The sequence below is a fragment of the Lacisediminihabitans sp. genome (assembly GCF_036569425.1).
GTDB lineage: Bacteria > Actinomycetota > Actinomycetes > Actinomycetales > Microbacteriaceae > Lacisediminihabitans.
In genome coordinates this window covers 14,354-28,774 of record NZ_DATCQQ010000016.1, presented here as the reverse complement: position 1 = coordinate 28,774, position 14,421 = coordinate 14,354, and the positions used below count along the sequence as shown (strand labels likewise).

The 14,421-nt window shown below is 70.7% G+C and carries 14 protein-coding genes; 8 read left to right on the top strand and 6 right to left on the bottom strand.

Features of this window, described 5'->3' with window-relative positions; translation table 11 throughout:
• Nucleotides 1-202: 202 nt before the first annotated feature.
• Complete coding sequence (locus VIM54_RS02220; protein ID WP_331898899.1) at nt 203-769, top strand: helix-turn-helix domain-containing protein; 567 nt, start codon at nt 203-205, stop codon at nt 767-769.
• The gene (locus VIM54_RS02215) at nt 766-1,716 is read left to right on the top strand and encodes a PDR/VanB family oxidoreductase (RefSeq protein ID WP_331898788.1); all 951 of its coding nucleotides are present in this window, start codon (nt 766-768) and stop codon (nt 1,714-1,716) included. The genes VIM54_RS02220 and VIM54_RS02215 overlap by 4 nt, the downstream gene beginning before the upstream one ends.
• Before the next feature lie 99 nt (nt 1,717-1,815).
• Here the strand turns inward: VIM54_RS02215 and VIM54_RS02210 are convergent, their stop codons facing one another.
• From VIM54_RS02210 to VIM54_RS02200, 3 genes are read right to left on the bottom strand one after another with little or no spacing between them, the layout of a single operon-like run.
• Nucleotides 1,816-3,108 carry an amidohydrolase family protein gene (locus VIM54_RS02210; RefSeq protein WP_331898786.1) on the bottom strand — a complete coding sequence of 431 codons (1,293 nt, stop codon included), beginning with the start codon at nt 3,106-3,108 and terminating at the stop codon, nt 1,816-1,818.
• 55 nt (nt 3,109-3,163) lie between these two features.
• On the bottom strand, nt 3,164-5,851 hold the full coding sequence (locus tag VIM54_RS02205) for a molybdopterin-dependent oxidoreductase (RefSeq protein ID WP_331898784.1): 2,688 nt from the start codon (nt 5,849-5,851) through the stop codon (nt 3,164-3,166).
• Nucleotides 5,848-6,675 (bottom strand): FAD binding domain-containing protein, encoded by an 828-nt coding sequence (locus VIM54_RS02200; protein WP_331898782.1) that lies wholly within the window; start codon nt 6,673-6,675, stop codon nt 5,848-5,850. Before VIM54_RS02200 ends, VIM54_RS02205 begins: the two co-directional genes overlap by 4 nt.
• Before the next feature lie 213 nt (nt 6,676-6,888).
• Between VIM54_RS02200 and VIM54_RS02195 the strand changes: the two genes are divergently transcribed.
• Nucleotides 6,889-7,296 (top strand): hypothetical protein, encoded by a 408-nt coding sequence (locus tag VIM54_RS02195; RefSeq protein WP_331898780.1) that lies wholly within the window; start codon nt 6,889-6,891, stop codon nt 7,294-7,296.
• Nucleotides 7,293-7,682 carry a hypothetical protein gene (locus VIM54_RS02190; RefSeq protein ID WP_331898778.1) on the top strand — a complete coding sequence of 130 codons (390 nt, stop codon included), beginning with the start codon at nt 7,293-7,295 and terminating at the stop codon, nt 7,680-7,682. The genes VIM54_RS02195 and VIM54_RS02190 overlap by 4 nt, the downstream gene beginning before the upstream one ends.
• A gap of 24 nt (nt 7,683-7,706) precedes the next feature.
• Here VIM54_RS02190 and VIM54_RS02185 read toward each other — a convergent pair whose 3' ends face one another.
• On the bottom strand, nt 7,707-8,096 hold the full coding sequence (locus VIM54_RS02185) for a DoxX family protein (protein ID WP_331898776.1): 390 nt from the start codon (nt 8,094-8,096) through the stop codon (nt 7,707-7,709).
• A gap of 198 nt (nt 8,097-8,294) precedes the next feature.
• Between VIM54_RS02185 and serA the strand changes: the two genes are divergently transcribed.
• From serA to VIM54_RS02170, 3 genes are all read left to right on the top strand, one after another.
• Nucleotides 8,295-9,884, top strand: a complete 1,590-nt coding sequence (gene serA, locus VIM54_RS02180) for a phosphoglycerate dehydrogenase (protein ID WP_331898774.1) — start codon at nt 8,295-8,297, stop codon at nt 9,882-9,884.
• Between the two features lie 90 nt (nt 9,885-9,974).
• Nucleotides 9,975-10,340: a YciI family protein gene (locus VIM54_RS02175; protein ID WP_331898772.1), complete on the top strand. Its 366-nt coding sequence runs from the start codon at nt 9,975-9,977 to the stop codon at nt 10,338-10,340.
• Between the two features lie 25 nt (nt 10,341-10,365).
• Entirely contained in the window at nt 10,366-11,601 is a 1,236-nt protein-coding gene (locus VIM54_RS02170; protein WP_331898770.1) for an RNA polymerase sigma factor, read from the top strand.
• Here the strand turns inward: VIM54_RS02170 and VIM54_RS02165 are convergent.
• Both VIM54_RS02165 and VIM54_RS02160 read right to left on the bottom strand, forming a co-directional pair.
• Nucleotides 11,588-12,976 (bottom strand): ATP-binding protein, encoded by a 1,389-nt coding sequence (locus VIM54_RS02165; protein ID WP_331898768.1) that lies wholly within the window; start codon nt 12,974-12,976, stop codon nt 11,588-11,590. The genes VIM54_RS02170 and VIM54_RS02165 overlap by 14 nt on opposite strands.
• On the bottom strand, nt 12,973-13,647 hold the full coding sequence (locus VIM54_RS02160) for a response regulator transcription factor (protein ID WP_331898766.1): 675 nt from the start codon (nt 13,645-13,647) through the stop codon (nt 12,973-12,975). The genes VIM54_RS02165 and VIM54_RS02160 overlap by 4 nt, the downstream gene beginning before the upstream one ends.
• A gap of 121 nt (nt 13,648-13,768) precedes the next feature.
• Between VIM54_RS02160 and VIM54_RS02155 the strand changes: the two genes are divergently transcribed.
• Nucleotides 13,769-14,140 carry a hypothetical protein gene (locus tag VIM54_RS02155; protein ID WP_331898764.1) on the top strand — a complete coding sequence of 124 codons (372 nt, stop codon included), beginning with the start codon at nt 13,769-13,771 and terminating at the stop codon, nt 14,138-14,140.
• The last annotated feature ends 281 nt before the right edge of the window (nt 14,141-14,421 follow it).

Below are 14,421 nucleotides of genomic sequence, written 5' to 3'. Positions count from 1 at the left end.
TACACGCGAATGTTGATAACCTCAACATTGTCGAGGCTAGGCACGGCGCGTTTCCGGCGTGTAACGCCCCCGTTTCGACGTGTAAATTGCTGGGAAAACACCGCCATCGCTCCCGCCGGTCCGGCGATAGTGGATCTCGGGCCCACCAGAGGCTGGGCCAACCAAAGACCAGGAGGACAACGTCACCTCGCTCGACACCGCGATCGACCAGCAGGCCTCGGCCATCGGCGGCCGCATCCGCGCCCTCCGCCGCGCTCGCGGGCTTACGCTCGTGCAGCTGGCGGCGATCGCCCAGCTGTCGCATCCGTTCCTGAGCCAGCTCGAACGCGGCCGCGCCCGCCCGAGCATGGTCTCGCTCGAAAAGATCGCGCGAGCCCTTGGGACGAGCCAGCTTGAGCTCATGGCGGCCGCCGAAGACGCGGCGGAGCCGGTGGAGTCCCCGACCGTGCTCGTGCGCGCCGACGAGGGCACCCGCGGGCCGTACGGCGGCGGCACCGGGCGGCTGCTCGTGCACGGCAGGCGCCGGTTCCACCCCATGGAGTTCACGGGCGACAACCTCGACGCCGGCGAGTACTTCGTGCACGCCGAGGACGAGTTCGTGCACGTGGTGGCCGGCACCGTGGTGATCGACCTCGCGGAGCACGGCACGTCTACCCTGCGCGAGGGTGACTCGCTCTACTACGTCGGCGGAACCCCGCACCGCTGGAGCGCCATCGACGCCGACGGGTATCGGCTCTTCGTGGTCAAGGAGAAGCCGGTACGACTGTGACGGACCACCACGAGACCGAACTCGACACGGGCGTCGTCCGGCGCAGCCGTGCGTCGGACGACGTCGACATCTTCGAGCTGCGTGCCCCGGACGGCGCACCGCTGCCGGCCTGGAGCCCCGGCGCCCACATCGACGTGATCCTGCCCGGCATCGGCGAACGCCAGTACTCGCTGTTGCCGGCCCCTGCCGGATCCTGGCGCATCGGCGTGCTTCGCGAGCCGGGCGGCCGGGGCGGCTCGGCCTGGCTGCACTCCGCCCTGGTTGTCGGGGCAGCCCTGCGCGTGCGCGGGCCCCGCAATCACTTCGCCTTCGAGCCGCAGGCCGGCACCCGCTACCTGTTCCTGGCCGGAGGAGTGGGGATAACGCCGATCGCGGCGATGGTCGACGCCGCGGCCGCGGCCGGCGTCGACTTCACCCTGCACTACTCCGGGCGGTCCCGCACCTCGATGGCGCTCGTGGACGAGATCACCGACGCGCACCAGGGCCGCGCGTTCGTGCACGCCTCGGATGAGGGGAACCGACTCGACCTCGACGCGCTCTTCGCCGGCCTCGACCCCGAATACGTGGTCTATTGCTGCGGGCCGGCCCAGTACATCGACGCGGTCGAGACCGCCGCGGCCGGCAGGCCGCTGCACGTCGAGCGCTTCGAGGCGAAGACGCTCGGGCCGCCCCTGCTCGATGGGGCGTTCGACGTGGAGCTCGCGGGCACGGGGGTGACGGTGACCGTTCCACCGGAGCGCAGCATCCTCGACCTGGCAGAGGAGGCGGGCGCATTCGTGCTGTCGAGCTGCCGCGAGGGTACCTGCGGCACGTGCGAGACGGTGGTGCTGGAGGGCGAGGTGGACCACCGGGACTCGATCCTCACCCCGGACGAGCAGGCGGAGAACTCGGTGATGTACATCTGCGTCTCCCGCGCGGCCGGACCGCGGCTCGTGCTTGACTTGTAAGTCGCCAGCACAGCGGTCGCCAGCACAGCGGGCTTCGGCACAGTGGTCGTCAGCACGACGGCCGTCGGCACGGTGGTCGTCGGTTCAGGGGGCTTCGGCCTAGCGGGCGATCCGCTCCGCGAGGGCCGCGACGAGCTCCCGCTCGTCCTCGTGCACGAGCTCGTAGTCGCGCACGACCACGCGCCCGGCCACGACAACGTGTCGGGGACGGCGGCCGGGGTTCGCCCAGAGCAGGCCGGCCACGGGGTCGGCGACCCCGGCATCCGCAGCCCCCGACACGTCCCAGACGCACAGGTCGGCGGCCGCGCCCGCGCGCAGGTGCCCGAGTTCCGGGCGGCCGAGCCCGGCGGCGGAGCCGGCCGTCGCCATGGCGAGCACCGAACGGGCGTCGATCGGCGGCCCGACGAGCGGGGCCACCTGCATGGCGAGCCGGGCATCCGCGAGCAGGTGCCCCGCGTCGTTGCTGCCGCCGCCGCTGGTGCCGAGGCCCACGGTGATGCCGGCGGCGCGTAACGCGGCGACCGGGGCGATCCCCCAGCCCATCGGCAGGTCGCAGCCGGGGGCATGGGTCGCGGTGATGCCGGCGGATGCGAGCCGCGCGATCTCCGCGCCGGTCACGTCGCAGAGGTGGGCGAGCGTCACGTCCGCGGCGAGCCAGCCCCACTCCTCGAGCAGGTCGATCGGGCGACGGCCGTACCTCTCGAGCGCGATCGCCACATCCACCTGTTCGTTGGCCTGGCTGCGACGGCGCAGCCCGTGCCGCGCGGCCACCTCGCCGAGCAGTTCGAAGGTCTCGCGGGAGTCGCTGTGCACCCCGGCCGGCCCCACCGCGAGCTGGAGCATGCCGTCGGCGCTCACGCCGCCGGTCGTGCCGGGCAGCAGTGCGGCGATGATCGCCTCGGCGGAGGCCGCGGCCTCCTGAGGGTCGTCGCGGGCGGAGCCGCGAACGAAGGTGAGCCGGGCGCCGAGGCCGCGCACGGCCCCCGCCGTCGCTTTCGCGATGGCGACCGTGTCCGCTCCGGCCGGCCAGGTCAGGTGGTGGTCGGCGACGGTCGTCACCCCGTTCAGCAGGCCCTCCGTGACGCCGACCGACGCGGCCGCGTGGGCGAGCTCGGCATCCACTCCCACCCGGGCGTAGGCGGCCGCCATTGTCGGCAGCCAGTCGGCCATCGGAACGCCGCGGGTGCCCGGCAGGGTGCGGAAGGCGGTCTGCAGCAGGTGGTGGTGGGCGTTGACGAGCCCGGGGGTGAGCACGCAGCCCGACACGTCGATGGTCTCGCCGCCCGAACGCGCCGCCGCCTCCACGACGACTCCGTCGTCGACGACGAGATCACCCTCGCGCTCGGTGGTCTCGTCGATGACGATGCGGAGGGCGCCGGAGAGAGTGAGCATGGTGAGTTCCTAGCACGCCGATGTGTCGAGCTGATGTCGCGGAACGGACCGGCGGCTACCTCCCGAGCCGCCACACCCGGTCGCGCGACATCGGCAGCTCGAACGGGCGAATGCCGAGGGCGTCGCGCACGGCGTTCGCGAGGGCGGGAGCCACCGGGTTGTACGGCGCCTCACTCATCGACTTGGCGCCGTGCGGCCCGAACGGGTCGTGCGTGGACGCGAAGTAGACCTCCGTGTGCGGGATGTCCGCGAACTGGGGCAGGTGATAGTTGCGGAACGCCGCACTCGTGACGGTGCCCTCGTGGTCGAGCAGCAGCTCCTCGTACAGGGCCGTGCCGATCGCCTGGGCCGTTCCGCCCTCGATCTGCCCGCGCAACTGCTCGGGGTTGAGCACCGTCCCCGCGTCCGCGGCCTGGATCGACTGCAGGATTCGCACCTCGCCGGTCGAGCGGTCGACGGCCACCCGGAAGGCGTGCACATTGAACGCGACCGACCGTGGCGTGCCGTCGTGGCTCCCGTCGGCGATGAGCGGGCCGGCCTCGAGCAGCTCATATGCCGGAACGAGAATGTCCCCGGCCCGCACGCCCCCGTCCTCGACGACGCCGCCCAGGTAGCCGAGCGACGCGGCTCGGGCGAGCATGCGGTCCCGGAGCTTGCCGGAGGCCGCGAGCAGCGCCTTGCCGGCCACCACCACCCCGGCCGAGCCGAAGGCGCCCGTGTCGTAGCGGGCGACATCGGTGTCCGACTGCAGGATCACCACGCGGTCGACGGTCGTGTTGAGCGCGGTCGCCACGAACTGGGCATGCACCGTCGTCGTGCCGTTGCCGAACTCGGCCGTGCCCACGTTCACCTCGAAACGTCCGTCGTCGAGCAGGCTCACGCTCGTGTCTGCGAAGTGCCCGCGCGGCGGCACGGTCGCGATCATCGCGATGCCCATCCCCGTTCCCACGCCCCAGGTGTCCCCGGTCGGCGCGGCCACCCCGGTGCCTCTCGCCAGCGCGGCCTCTGCGAGGTCCAGGCACTGGTCGAGGCCGTAGCTGCCGATCAGCAGGTCGGTGCGTTCGTCGGCGTCCGCGACGATCATCGGGTCGCCCGGCACGATCACGTTGCGTCGCCGCAGCTCGAACGGGTCGATCCCGAGCTTCCGCGCGAGCTCGTCCATAGCCGACTCCACCGCGAAGATCACCTGCCCGAGCCCGTAGCCGCGGAAGGCGCCGGATGGCAGGTTGTTCGTGTACACCGACTGGGCATCCACCCGCTTGTTCGGACAGCGGTAGACGCTCGTCGACTCGTGGATGCTGTGGTACATCACCCCGATTCCGTGGTTGCCGTACGCGCCGGTGTCCGCGAGCTCGTCGACGGCCATCGCGGTGAGCACGCCGTCGCGGGTGGCCCCGAGTGTGACGGCGACGCGCATCGGATGCCGCGGCGGGGCGGTGCGGAACTCGTCCTCCCGGGTGAACTCGTATTGCACCGCGCGGCCGGTGCGAAGCACGGCGAGGGTGACGATGTCCTCGGTGAGCAGTTCCTGTTTGCCGCCGAAGCCTCCGCCGACCCGGGCGGTGAAGACCCGCACCCGGTCGGTCTCGAGGCCGAAGATGTGGCACAGCTCGTCGCGCACGAGGAACGGCACCTGGCTGGAGGTGCGCAGCACGAGTCGCCCATCGGCATCGAGCCAGCCGCGGGTGGCGTGCGTCTCGAGCGCGGCATGGTTCACCCGCTGGGTGCGCCAGGTGCCGGAGACCACGGCGTCGGCCGTGGCGAGCGCCGCCTCGACGTCGCCGGTCTCACCGTGGAACTCGGCGACGGTGTTGCGCGCGGGGTCGGCGATGCGGGACTCCGGCCCCTTCGTCGCGTGCAGCAGGGGCGCGCCGGGGGAGCGGGACTCCTCCGGGTCCCAGACGGCAGGCAGAAGCTCGTACCCGACGTGGATGGCGGCAAGGGCGCGCTCGGCGATGGCCACGGTGTCGGCGACGACCGCGGCGACGCGCTGGCCGTGGAACCGCAGCACCGGGTCGAGCACGAGGGAGTCGTCCGGGTCGTCGGTGCGCTGCTCGTGCCGGCCGGTGGAGAAGAGGGTGGCTGGCGACTCGCGGTAGGTGAGAACGGCGTGCACCCCCTCGATCGCCTCGGCCGCGCTCGTGTCGAGGTAGACGATTCTGGCGTGCGCGTGCGGGCTGCCGAGCACGGCGAGGTGCAGCAACCCGGTGGTCTTGAGGTCCAGCGTGTAGCCCTCGGTGCCGGTGACCACGCGCAGGGCGGCCGGTGGGGCGACCGAACGTCCGGTGAGGTCGCCCGTCGGTGCGACCTCGGTGTTGGCGACTCCGCAGATCGCGTCCTCGATGGACCGGTAGCCGGTGCAGCGGCAGAAGTTGCCCTTGAGCAGACGGGGCAGGTCGTGCCGGTCGTCCTCGGTGAAGGTCGAGGCCGTCACGATCAGGCCGGCCGTGCAGAAGCCGCACTGGAATCCGCCGGCCGCGACGAAGCTCTCCTGCAGCGGATGCGGATGCTCCGGCGTGCCGAGGCCCGCGACGGTGGTCACGTTCGCGCCGTCGAGCCGGTGCGCGGGGTAGATGCAGGAGTGGATGGGCGCGCCGTCGAGCAGCACGGAGCACGCGCCGCAGTCACCGGAGTCGCATCCCTTCTTCACCTCGAAGTGGTCGAGCTCCCTCAGCAGGGTTCGCAGCACCTGGCCGGGTCGTGGATCGGCGTCGACCGGCTCTCCGTTCACCTCGAATCTCATGTCGCCCCTCCCAGTTCCACCCGCAGCTGCTCGGCGAATAGCAGGCTCATCGCGCGCCGCCAGTCCGGCGTTCCGTGAGCATCCGAATACCAGTCGTCGATCCCGTCCAACGCGTCGGCGAGAGCGCGGTCGCCGGGAAGTTCGTCGAACCGTAGCTGGTGCGGCCGGGTCGTGCCACCGGTCACCGTGATCACCGTCTCGCCGGAGGCGTCGACGCGGGCGATGACGACTGTGCCGGCGCGGCCGAGGGGGGAGAGGGCGATGCGGCGGAATCCGGTGCGTGCGGCGAGGCTCGACGCCGGGAACTCGATGGAGCGCAGCACCTCCCCGTGCGCCAACCCCGTGCTGCGCACCCCGGTGACGAGCTCGGCGACGGGAGTGCGGCGTTCCCCGCCGTCCGCCGTCCAGACGACGGCGACGGCGTCGAGGGAGGCCGCGAGGGATGTCATCGGCCCGGCCGGCAGGGCGAGGGCGATGTTGCCGCCGATGGTCGCGACGTTCCAGACCTTGAACGACGCGAGCAGGGAGGTGGCGCACTGCCAGAACAGCGCGTCGGCGGCCTGGCCGGGCCGCGGGGCGCGCGAGTGCTCGGGGGTGAGGGCGGCGAGCTCGGCGATCGTGCAGGTCGCGGCAATCTCGAGGCCAGCCTCCGTGCGCCGGATCGGTTCCCAGCCGAGCGCGGTGAGGTCGACCAGGCCGGTGAGTCCGGGCTGCGGCTCGGAGAACAGCCAGGTGCCGCCGCCGAAGGGTCTCTCGCCGGGGGCGAAGATCAGTCCGCCGCGGGCGGTCGGCACCCGGATCTCGCGCACGTCGATGAGGTCCATTGTCCTCAGAGTCAACATCATCAATGTGACGGGCTTGTAACGGTTGCGGCCGCTGTCGGCATCCTCCCAGCCGGCGTCATCCGCTCCTTCCGAAAATGCAGGAGATTCGGCGGTTTCGTGCCGTGAACCCGTCGATGTGGTCGGTTCCACTGTGCATCTCCTGCGTTTTCGGGCGCAGGGGGAGAAGCCTCATCGCTGGGCTAGGGTTTTGGCGTGACTGTGCATCCGGATGACGAGGGCCTGACCTGGGGCGCCGAGAGCGATCCGACCCACGTCGACGCCCTCGTGGCGGAGCCCGAGTCCGGGGACCACCCCGAGGAGGCCGTCGGCATCAGCTCGCCCCTGCTCGTGAGCTACGGGGTGTTCGGCGGGGTGTTTCTGCTCTTCATCGTCGGCTGGATCATCGCCGCGCAACGCGACACGCTCACGATCCCCAACCCGTTCTTCGACTTCATGTACCGGCTCGGCGAGGTGCTCACGATCGCCTCCCCGGCCGCCTGGTTCGTCGGCGTGCTCTCCGTGGCCCGCGATCGACCGGCGTGGGCCAGAATCCTCTGGCTTCTGCTCGGGGTGGCACTCCTCGCGCCGTGGCCCTTCATCCTCGTATTGGGGCGTTCATGACGGATGCAGCGAGCACGCACGAGCCGACAACCGATCGTCCGACGAGCGACGAGCGTCGACCCGCCGTCCGGCTCGGCTGGGTCGGCATCGGCGTGGCGATCGTCTTCGGCCTGTTCTACGCCTACGACCTGTTCGAGGCGATCTCCAACGTCGTCGGAGTCGTGACCCAGATCAGTGCAACGAACGGCGTGCGTAATGCCCTCGCCCTCGCCCTCGTCCCCATCCCGTGGACGCTGCTGATCGTCGACCTGGCCATCGCCCCGGTCGTGTATGTGGCGGCGTTCCTGCTCGCACGGCGCCGGTCGCCCCTCGTGCTGGCCGTGCTCCTGCTCGTGGGGCTCACCGCGGTCGCCGCGATGTCGACGAGCCTCGTCGCGCTCGCCTGAGCCCCGACCGCAGCGAGACGCCGGTCAGACGATGGCGACGAGAATCAGGGCGATCAGCACGAGCTGGGCGATGCAACGGGGCCAGAACGGGATGGCCGCCGCCCCGAACCGCTCCGGATGCTCAGACGCGAACCGGTTGGCCGGGAACACGGCGATGAGAAAGAACACGAGGGCGATGCCCGCGGCGAACGCCGTCCACGGCACGAGCAGACCCACGCCGCCCGCGATCTCGCACACGCCGGTGAAGTAGACGAGGTTGAGGGGACGCAGCGGGCCGCTCCAGCGCAGCCCAGGCGGGATCATGGCGGCCATGCCCCTGGCGAGCCTCGGGCGGAAGTGGTTGATGCCCATGCCGATGAACATCACGGCGATGAGAACGCGCAGCACGAGTTGCACGATCTCGAAGGGGGTCACCCCACCATTGTCCCAGCCGCGCGCGGGCGGCCCGTCCAACTTCGCGGCATCCCAACTTCGCGGCGCATCCCAACTTCGCGGCGCATCCTAACTTCACACCGCGTCACGCGTTCGGAGTGACTGCCGCGGCTGGGATAAAGTTCAAGTGCCGACGGCATGTTCGTCACGGCATCCCCCCCAATCCGAAGGACCCGATTCGTGGCAAAGCCGATCGTGTTGATCGCCGAAGAACTCTCCCCAGCTACCGTCGAGGCCCTCGGGCCCGACTTCGACGTGCGGTCTCTCGACGGCACCGATCGACCAGCCCTGCTGTCCGCCCTGGCCGAGGCCAGCGCGATCCTCATCCGTTCGGCGACGCAACTCGACGCCGAGGCGATCGCGGCGGCGAAGAACCTCAAGGTGATCGCCAGGGCCGGCGTCGGGCTCGACAACGTCGACATCAAGTCGGCCACCGAGGCCGGCGTCATGGTCGTCAACGCCCCGACCTCCAACATCATCTCCGCCGCCGAGCTCACGGTCGGCCACATCCTGAGCCTCGCCCGCCACATCCCGGCGGCGCACGGCGCGCTCGCCGAAGGCCAGTGGAAGCGCTCCAAGTACTCGGGAGTCGAGCTCTACGAGAAGACCATCGGCATCATCGGTCTCGGCCGCATCGGAGCCCTCATCACCCAGCGTATGCAGGCCTTCGGCACCAAGGTTGTCGCGTATGACCCGTACGTCACCGCCGCCCGCGCCCTGCAGCTCGGTGTGACCCTGCTCACCCTCGACGAGTTGCTCGCCCAGTCCGACTTCATCACGATCCACATGCCGAAGACGCCCGAGACCACCGGCATGATCGGCGACGAGCAGCTCGCGCTCATGAAGCCGACCGCGTTCATCGTCAACGTCGCGCGCGGGGGCCTCATCGACGAGGACGCGCTGCACCGGGCGCTCACGAACCACACCATCGCGGGCGCCGGCCTCGACGTCTTCGTGCACGAGCCGCCGACCGGGTCGCCGCTGCTTTCCCTGCCGAACATCGTCGTCACTCCGCACCTCGGCGCGTCGACGGACGAGGCGCAGGAGAAGGCGGGCGTCTCGGTGGCCCGATCCGTGCGCCTCGCGCTCTCCGGCGAACTGGTTCCGGATGCCGTCAACGTCGCCGGCGGAGTCATCGACCCGACGGTGCGCCCCGGCATCCCGCTGATGGAGAAGCTCGGACAGCTGTTCGCCGGCATCGCCTCGAGCCCCATCACGAGCATCGACGTGGAGATCCGCGGCGAGATCGTCGAATTCGACGTGAGCGTGCTCAAGCTCGCCGCGCTCAAGGGCATCTTCACGAACATCGTGAGCGAATCGGTGAGCTACGTGAACGCGCCGCTGCTCGCCGAGCAGCGCGGAATCGCCGTTCGACTCGTCACCGACGCGGTGAGCGACGAGTACCGCAACCTGCTCACCATCCGCGGCGCCCTGAGCGACGGCGAGCAGATCTCCGTCTCCGGCACCCTCACCGGGCCGAAGCAGACCCAGAAGATCGTCGAGATCAACGGCTACGACGTGGAGGTGCCCGTCGCCGAGCACCTCATCGTGATGGTCTACACCGACCGCCCGGGAATCGTCGCGGTCTACGGCAAGGAGTTCGGCGAGGCCGGCATCAACATCGCCGGCATGCAGATCAGCCGGCGCGAGGCCGGCGGCCAGGCGCTCAGCGTGCTCACCGTCGATTCGCCGGCTCCGGATGCCCTGCTCGAGACCGTCCGCGTGGCGATCGACGCCGACCTGCTGCGCGAGATCGACATCACCGAGTAGATTTCTCCCGCGCTGTCGATTCCGTCCGTGCTCGTTCGTCGTTCTTCTGATTGACCGGGACCGCGAGGTTCCCCGACACAGGGAGTGCACATGTCCGACAAGTACCTCATCCTCATCGTCGAGCCGACCTGGGATCCGGCGTCGGTGCCGGACGGCGCGATGGAGGAGGCGTCCAAGGCTCACGGGGCGTTCGCGGCGGCGGTCGCGGCGGCCGGGGCCAAGATCCTGGGCGGGGAGGCGCTGCAGACGGCGTCCGCCTCGGTGCGCATCACTCCCGCGAGGGACGGCAAGCCGGCCGTCTTCACGAACGGTCCGCTCGCCGAGACCACCGAGGTGCTGAGCGGGTACTACCTGATCGAGGCCGACTCGCTCGAGCAGGCGAAGCAACTCGCCGCGCTCTGCCCGACCGGCGACCGGCTCGAGCTCCATCCCATCTGGGATCTGCCCGGAATGTAGCGGTGATCGCCGCGAGAATGGGCTCATGAGTCTCGAGGCGGCGTTCGCCGAGGAGTGGCCGCGCGTGGTGGGGGCCACCCTCCGCGCGTACGGCAGCGTGGATCTCGCCGAGGAGAGCGCGCAGGAGGCCTTCGCGCGGGTGGCGGAGCGCCTCGCCGCAGGCGAACGCATCGACAACATCGGGGCGTGGGCCACGACCGCGGCGCGGCGGATCGCGGTCGACACGCTGCGCCGCGACCAGGTGCTGCGGTCGAAGCTGCCGCTGCTGGTCGAGCCGCAGGGGTCGGATGACCCGGCCCTCACCGACGCGGCCCCCGTCGACGACCGGCTGGGTCTCATCTTCGTCGCGTGCGATCCGCTGCTCTCGCCCGAGCAGCAGATCGCCCTCGCCCTTCGCATCGTGTGTGGCGTGCCCACCGCCGACATCGCCGCGTTCTTCGGCAGCCAGGAGGCGACCGTCGCCGCGCGCCTCACCCGGGCGAAGCACGCGATCACCCGCTCGGGGGAGCGCTTCGCCTGGCCGGACGCCCACGACCGGGCCGCACGACTCGACCGCGCCCTCACCACCACCTACGGCGTCTACACCCTCGGGCACACCGCGGCGGCGGGGGACGCGCTCATGGACGAGCGGCTCGCCCACCTCGCGCTCGCGCTCGCTCGCTCGATCGCGGCGGAATACCCCGACGACACGGAGGTGCTCGGTCTTCTCGCGCTCATCGAGCTCGGGGAGGCGAGGGGCGTCGCGAGGACCACGGCGGACGGCATGCCGCTCACCCTCGCCGAGATGGACCGGTCGGCCTGGGGCAGGCGGCGCATCCGGCACGGGCTCGACCTGGCCGCGCGGGCCCTCCCCGGCGGCGGGCGCTTCGCCCTGCAGGCCGGAATCGCCGGCCTGCACAGCGCGGCGCCGAGCTGGGAGGAGACCGACTGGGGTGCCATCGCCACGCTGTACCACGGGCTCAACCGCGTCTGGCCGGCCCCGATCGCGCGGCTCGGCGGCATCATCGCCAGAAGCCATCTCGGCGAGCGGGAGCTCGACCATGCGGCCGACGAGCTTCGTGCGCTGCGCGGCACTGGGTCGTCCGACTTCGATCGCAGGGTGAGCGCGGCCCTTGCGGAGGTGGAGGAACGCCGAGGTGCCGTGCCCGAGGCCCTCGAGGCGCTCGCGGACGCCTCAGCCGGCGAGCGCAACCTGGCCGTTCTTCGCTACTACGAGCGAGCGGGGGAGCGGCTCCGTCGTCGAGCGGTCAGCGATCGTTGACGAACCGCGCCGAGGCGTCGAGGCCGCCCTCCGGCCGGTTGGTGAGACGCACGGTCGCCCCGCTCGCCGACGCCAGTTGCGCGACGATGGCGAGTCCCAGACCGTTGCCGGCGCCGTCGGCGCTGCCGCGCCAGAAGCGTTCGAACGCCCGCTCGGTCTCCTCCGGCGGCATCCCCGGCCCCTCGTCGAGCACGTGAACGGTGGTCCAGCGGCGATCGTCGAGCACTCGCACCACGATCGACCCGCCGGGCGGGCTCACCGTGAGGGCGTTGTCGATGAAATTGTCGATGATCTGTTCGGCCGCCGTCGGCACGGCGAGCACGGGCCGGGAGGAATGCGCCTCGACCTCGAGGGTGACTCCGGATTCCTGCGCCAGCGGTCGCCAGTGCTCCACCCTCTCCCGGGCGATCTCGTCGAGGTCTACCGGTTCGACCGGCGCCGAACTCGACTCGGTGCGGCTCAGCAGCAGCAGGCCCTCGATGATTCCGCCCAGGCGATCGGCCTCCGTCTCTGCGCTGAGCAGCCGGTCCGCCGCCCCCTGGGGATCGGTCTCGATCAGGGTGCGGGCGGATTCGAGCCGCAGCCTCAGCGCGGTCAGCGGGGTGCGCAACTGGTGGGAGGCGTTCGACGCGAAGGTGCGCTGCTGCTCGAGCAGGGCATCCAGCCGCTCGGCCATGATGTTGAACGACCGGGAGAGCGATCGCAGTTCCGGGGCGCCTGTCGTCTCGTCGGCCCGAACGTGCAGCCGCCCCTCGGCGAGGTGCTCGGTGGTCTCCTTGAGCCGCTTGAGGGTGCGCGTGATGGTCGTGGAGAGCACGAGTCCCACGATGCCGGCCAGCAGCACGGTGGTGAGCGCCACGAGCCACAGCGTGAACAGCCGGCGGTTGAGCGAATCGGTCACGAATTGGGCCGGGTAGGTGAGGCGCACCGCCCCGGGGATCTTCGCGCCGCCGAACACCGGAACTGACACGTAGAGCAGCTGCTCCCTGAGCGTGTCTGAGTACCTCTCGCCGGTGGCGATCTGGCCGGTGAGGGCCTTCGCGATCTCCGGGCGGGACAGGTAGGAGCTGCCGACCGCCGAGCGGTCGTCGTCGCTCGTGACGAGCGCGATGCCCGCCGAGTCGACGATCACGACTCGCGCGCCGCCCGCCGCGCGGTACTGGCGGGCGAGATCGGTGATCACGGCGTGGTCGGTCGAGGTGTTGGCCTCGAGCGATTCCTCGCTTCGCCCGGCGAGAACGAACGCGTCGCGTTCGAGGGAGGTGATGATCCGGTCGCGCTCGACCGCCTGCAACTGGCTGCTCAGCGGAATGTCCTGCACGAGCACCACCAGCAGGGCCACGATCATGAGAACGGCCGTGAACCGCCACTTCATGTGGGCACGTCGAAACGGAAGCCGACTCCGCGCACCGATTCGATCCACCGCGCGTCGCCGAGCTTCTTGCGAATCGAGGCGATGTGCGTGTCGAGGGTCTTGGTGGTGCCGTACCAGTTGGTGTCCCACACGTTGTGCAGGATCTCCGACCGGCGGAAGACGGCTCCGGGGTCGCCGGAAAGGTAGGCGAGCAGCTCGAATTCCTTGGGGGTGAGGTACACCTCGATGTCGCTCACCGTCACCCGTTGCGCCCGCGGGTCGATCGTCAGGTGCCCGAAACGCTTCGCCGGCGTGGGCGCCGCGGCGTCGCTCGAGCCCGTGCGGCGCACGACGGCCCGCATCCTGGCCACGAGCTCCCGCATCCCGAAGGGCTTGACGACGAAGTCGTCCGCCCCCATCTCGAGGGCGACGACGTGGTCGATCTCGTCGCCTCGGGCGCTGACGACGATGATCGGGGTCTGCGAGTCGCGCCGGATGGCTCGGCACACGTCGGTGCCGTCGATGTCTGGCAGGCCCAGGTCGAGAAGCACGATGTCCGGTCGGAACGACGGCATGGCATCCAGGCAGCCCTGGCCGGTGCCCACGAGCATCGATTCGAAGTTGGCGTGCGATAGCCCGTCGATGATCCCGTCGGCCACCGCGGCATCGTCCTCGACCACCAGCACCCGCATGGCTCCATTCTGGGGCCCAACCCTGTTCGAGCGATGGATGCGGTGCTGAGCCGGGCAATCTTTGACAGATCTTGGATTACCGTCGGCCGATTGTGGGGAGGGCGATTCCTATCGTTGGATCATGAAAACTCCAGCAATCACGATTCTCACGGTCATCGCGGTACTCGGCACTGCGGGGGCGGCAATGGCCGTCAACTCGGGCACGCTGTCGTTGACGTCGTCGCAGACGCCGGGCAACGCCACGAACGTGCTCATCCCGACGCCCACGGCAACGCCGACCCCGACGCCCAGCAAGGCCGGGGACGACTCGACGGAGGCACCGGAGGCCACCGAGACCCCGGAGCCGGCGAAGACGCCGGAGGCGGTCGAGCCGAGCCGCGAGGCAACCGAGACCCACGAGAGCGGCGAGCACACCTCGACCCCCTTTCCCGAGCCGACGCATGAGCGCGAAGGAGACGACTCGCGCTCCGGTTCCGACCACCACGATGACTAAAACGAACCACCCGGCTCGCCGGGCGCGTGCGTTCACGGGGGCGGCGTCCGTCGTCGCCCTCGTGGGCATCGTCGCCGGACTCCAGATGGCTGCGAACGCCCAGGGCGCCGAGCAGTCTGGCGCCCCGTCCCCCGATGGTTCGAGCCCGACCGTTTCGCCGGCGCCGAGCGCTCCACCCGCCGGTAGCACGCCGTCGCAGACGACGGCCCCGGCCGCCCCGGCACCTGCTCCGGCCGCACCAGCTCCTGCCGCCCCCGCCGCCCCGGCTCGAGCCGCCCCGG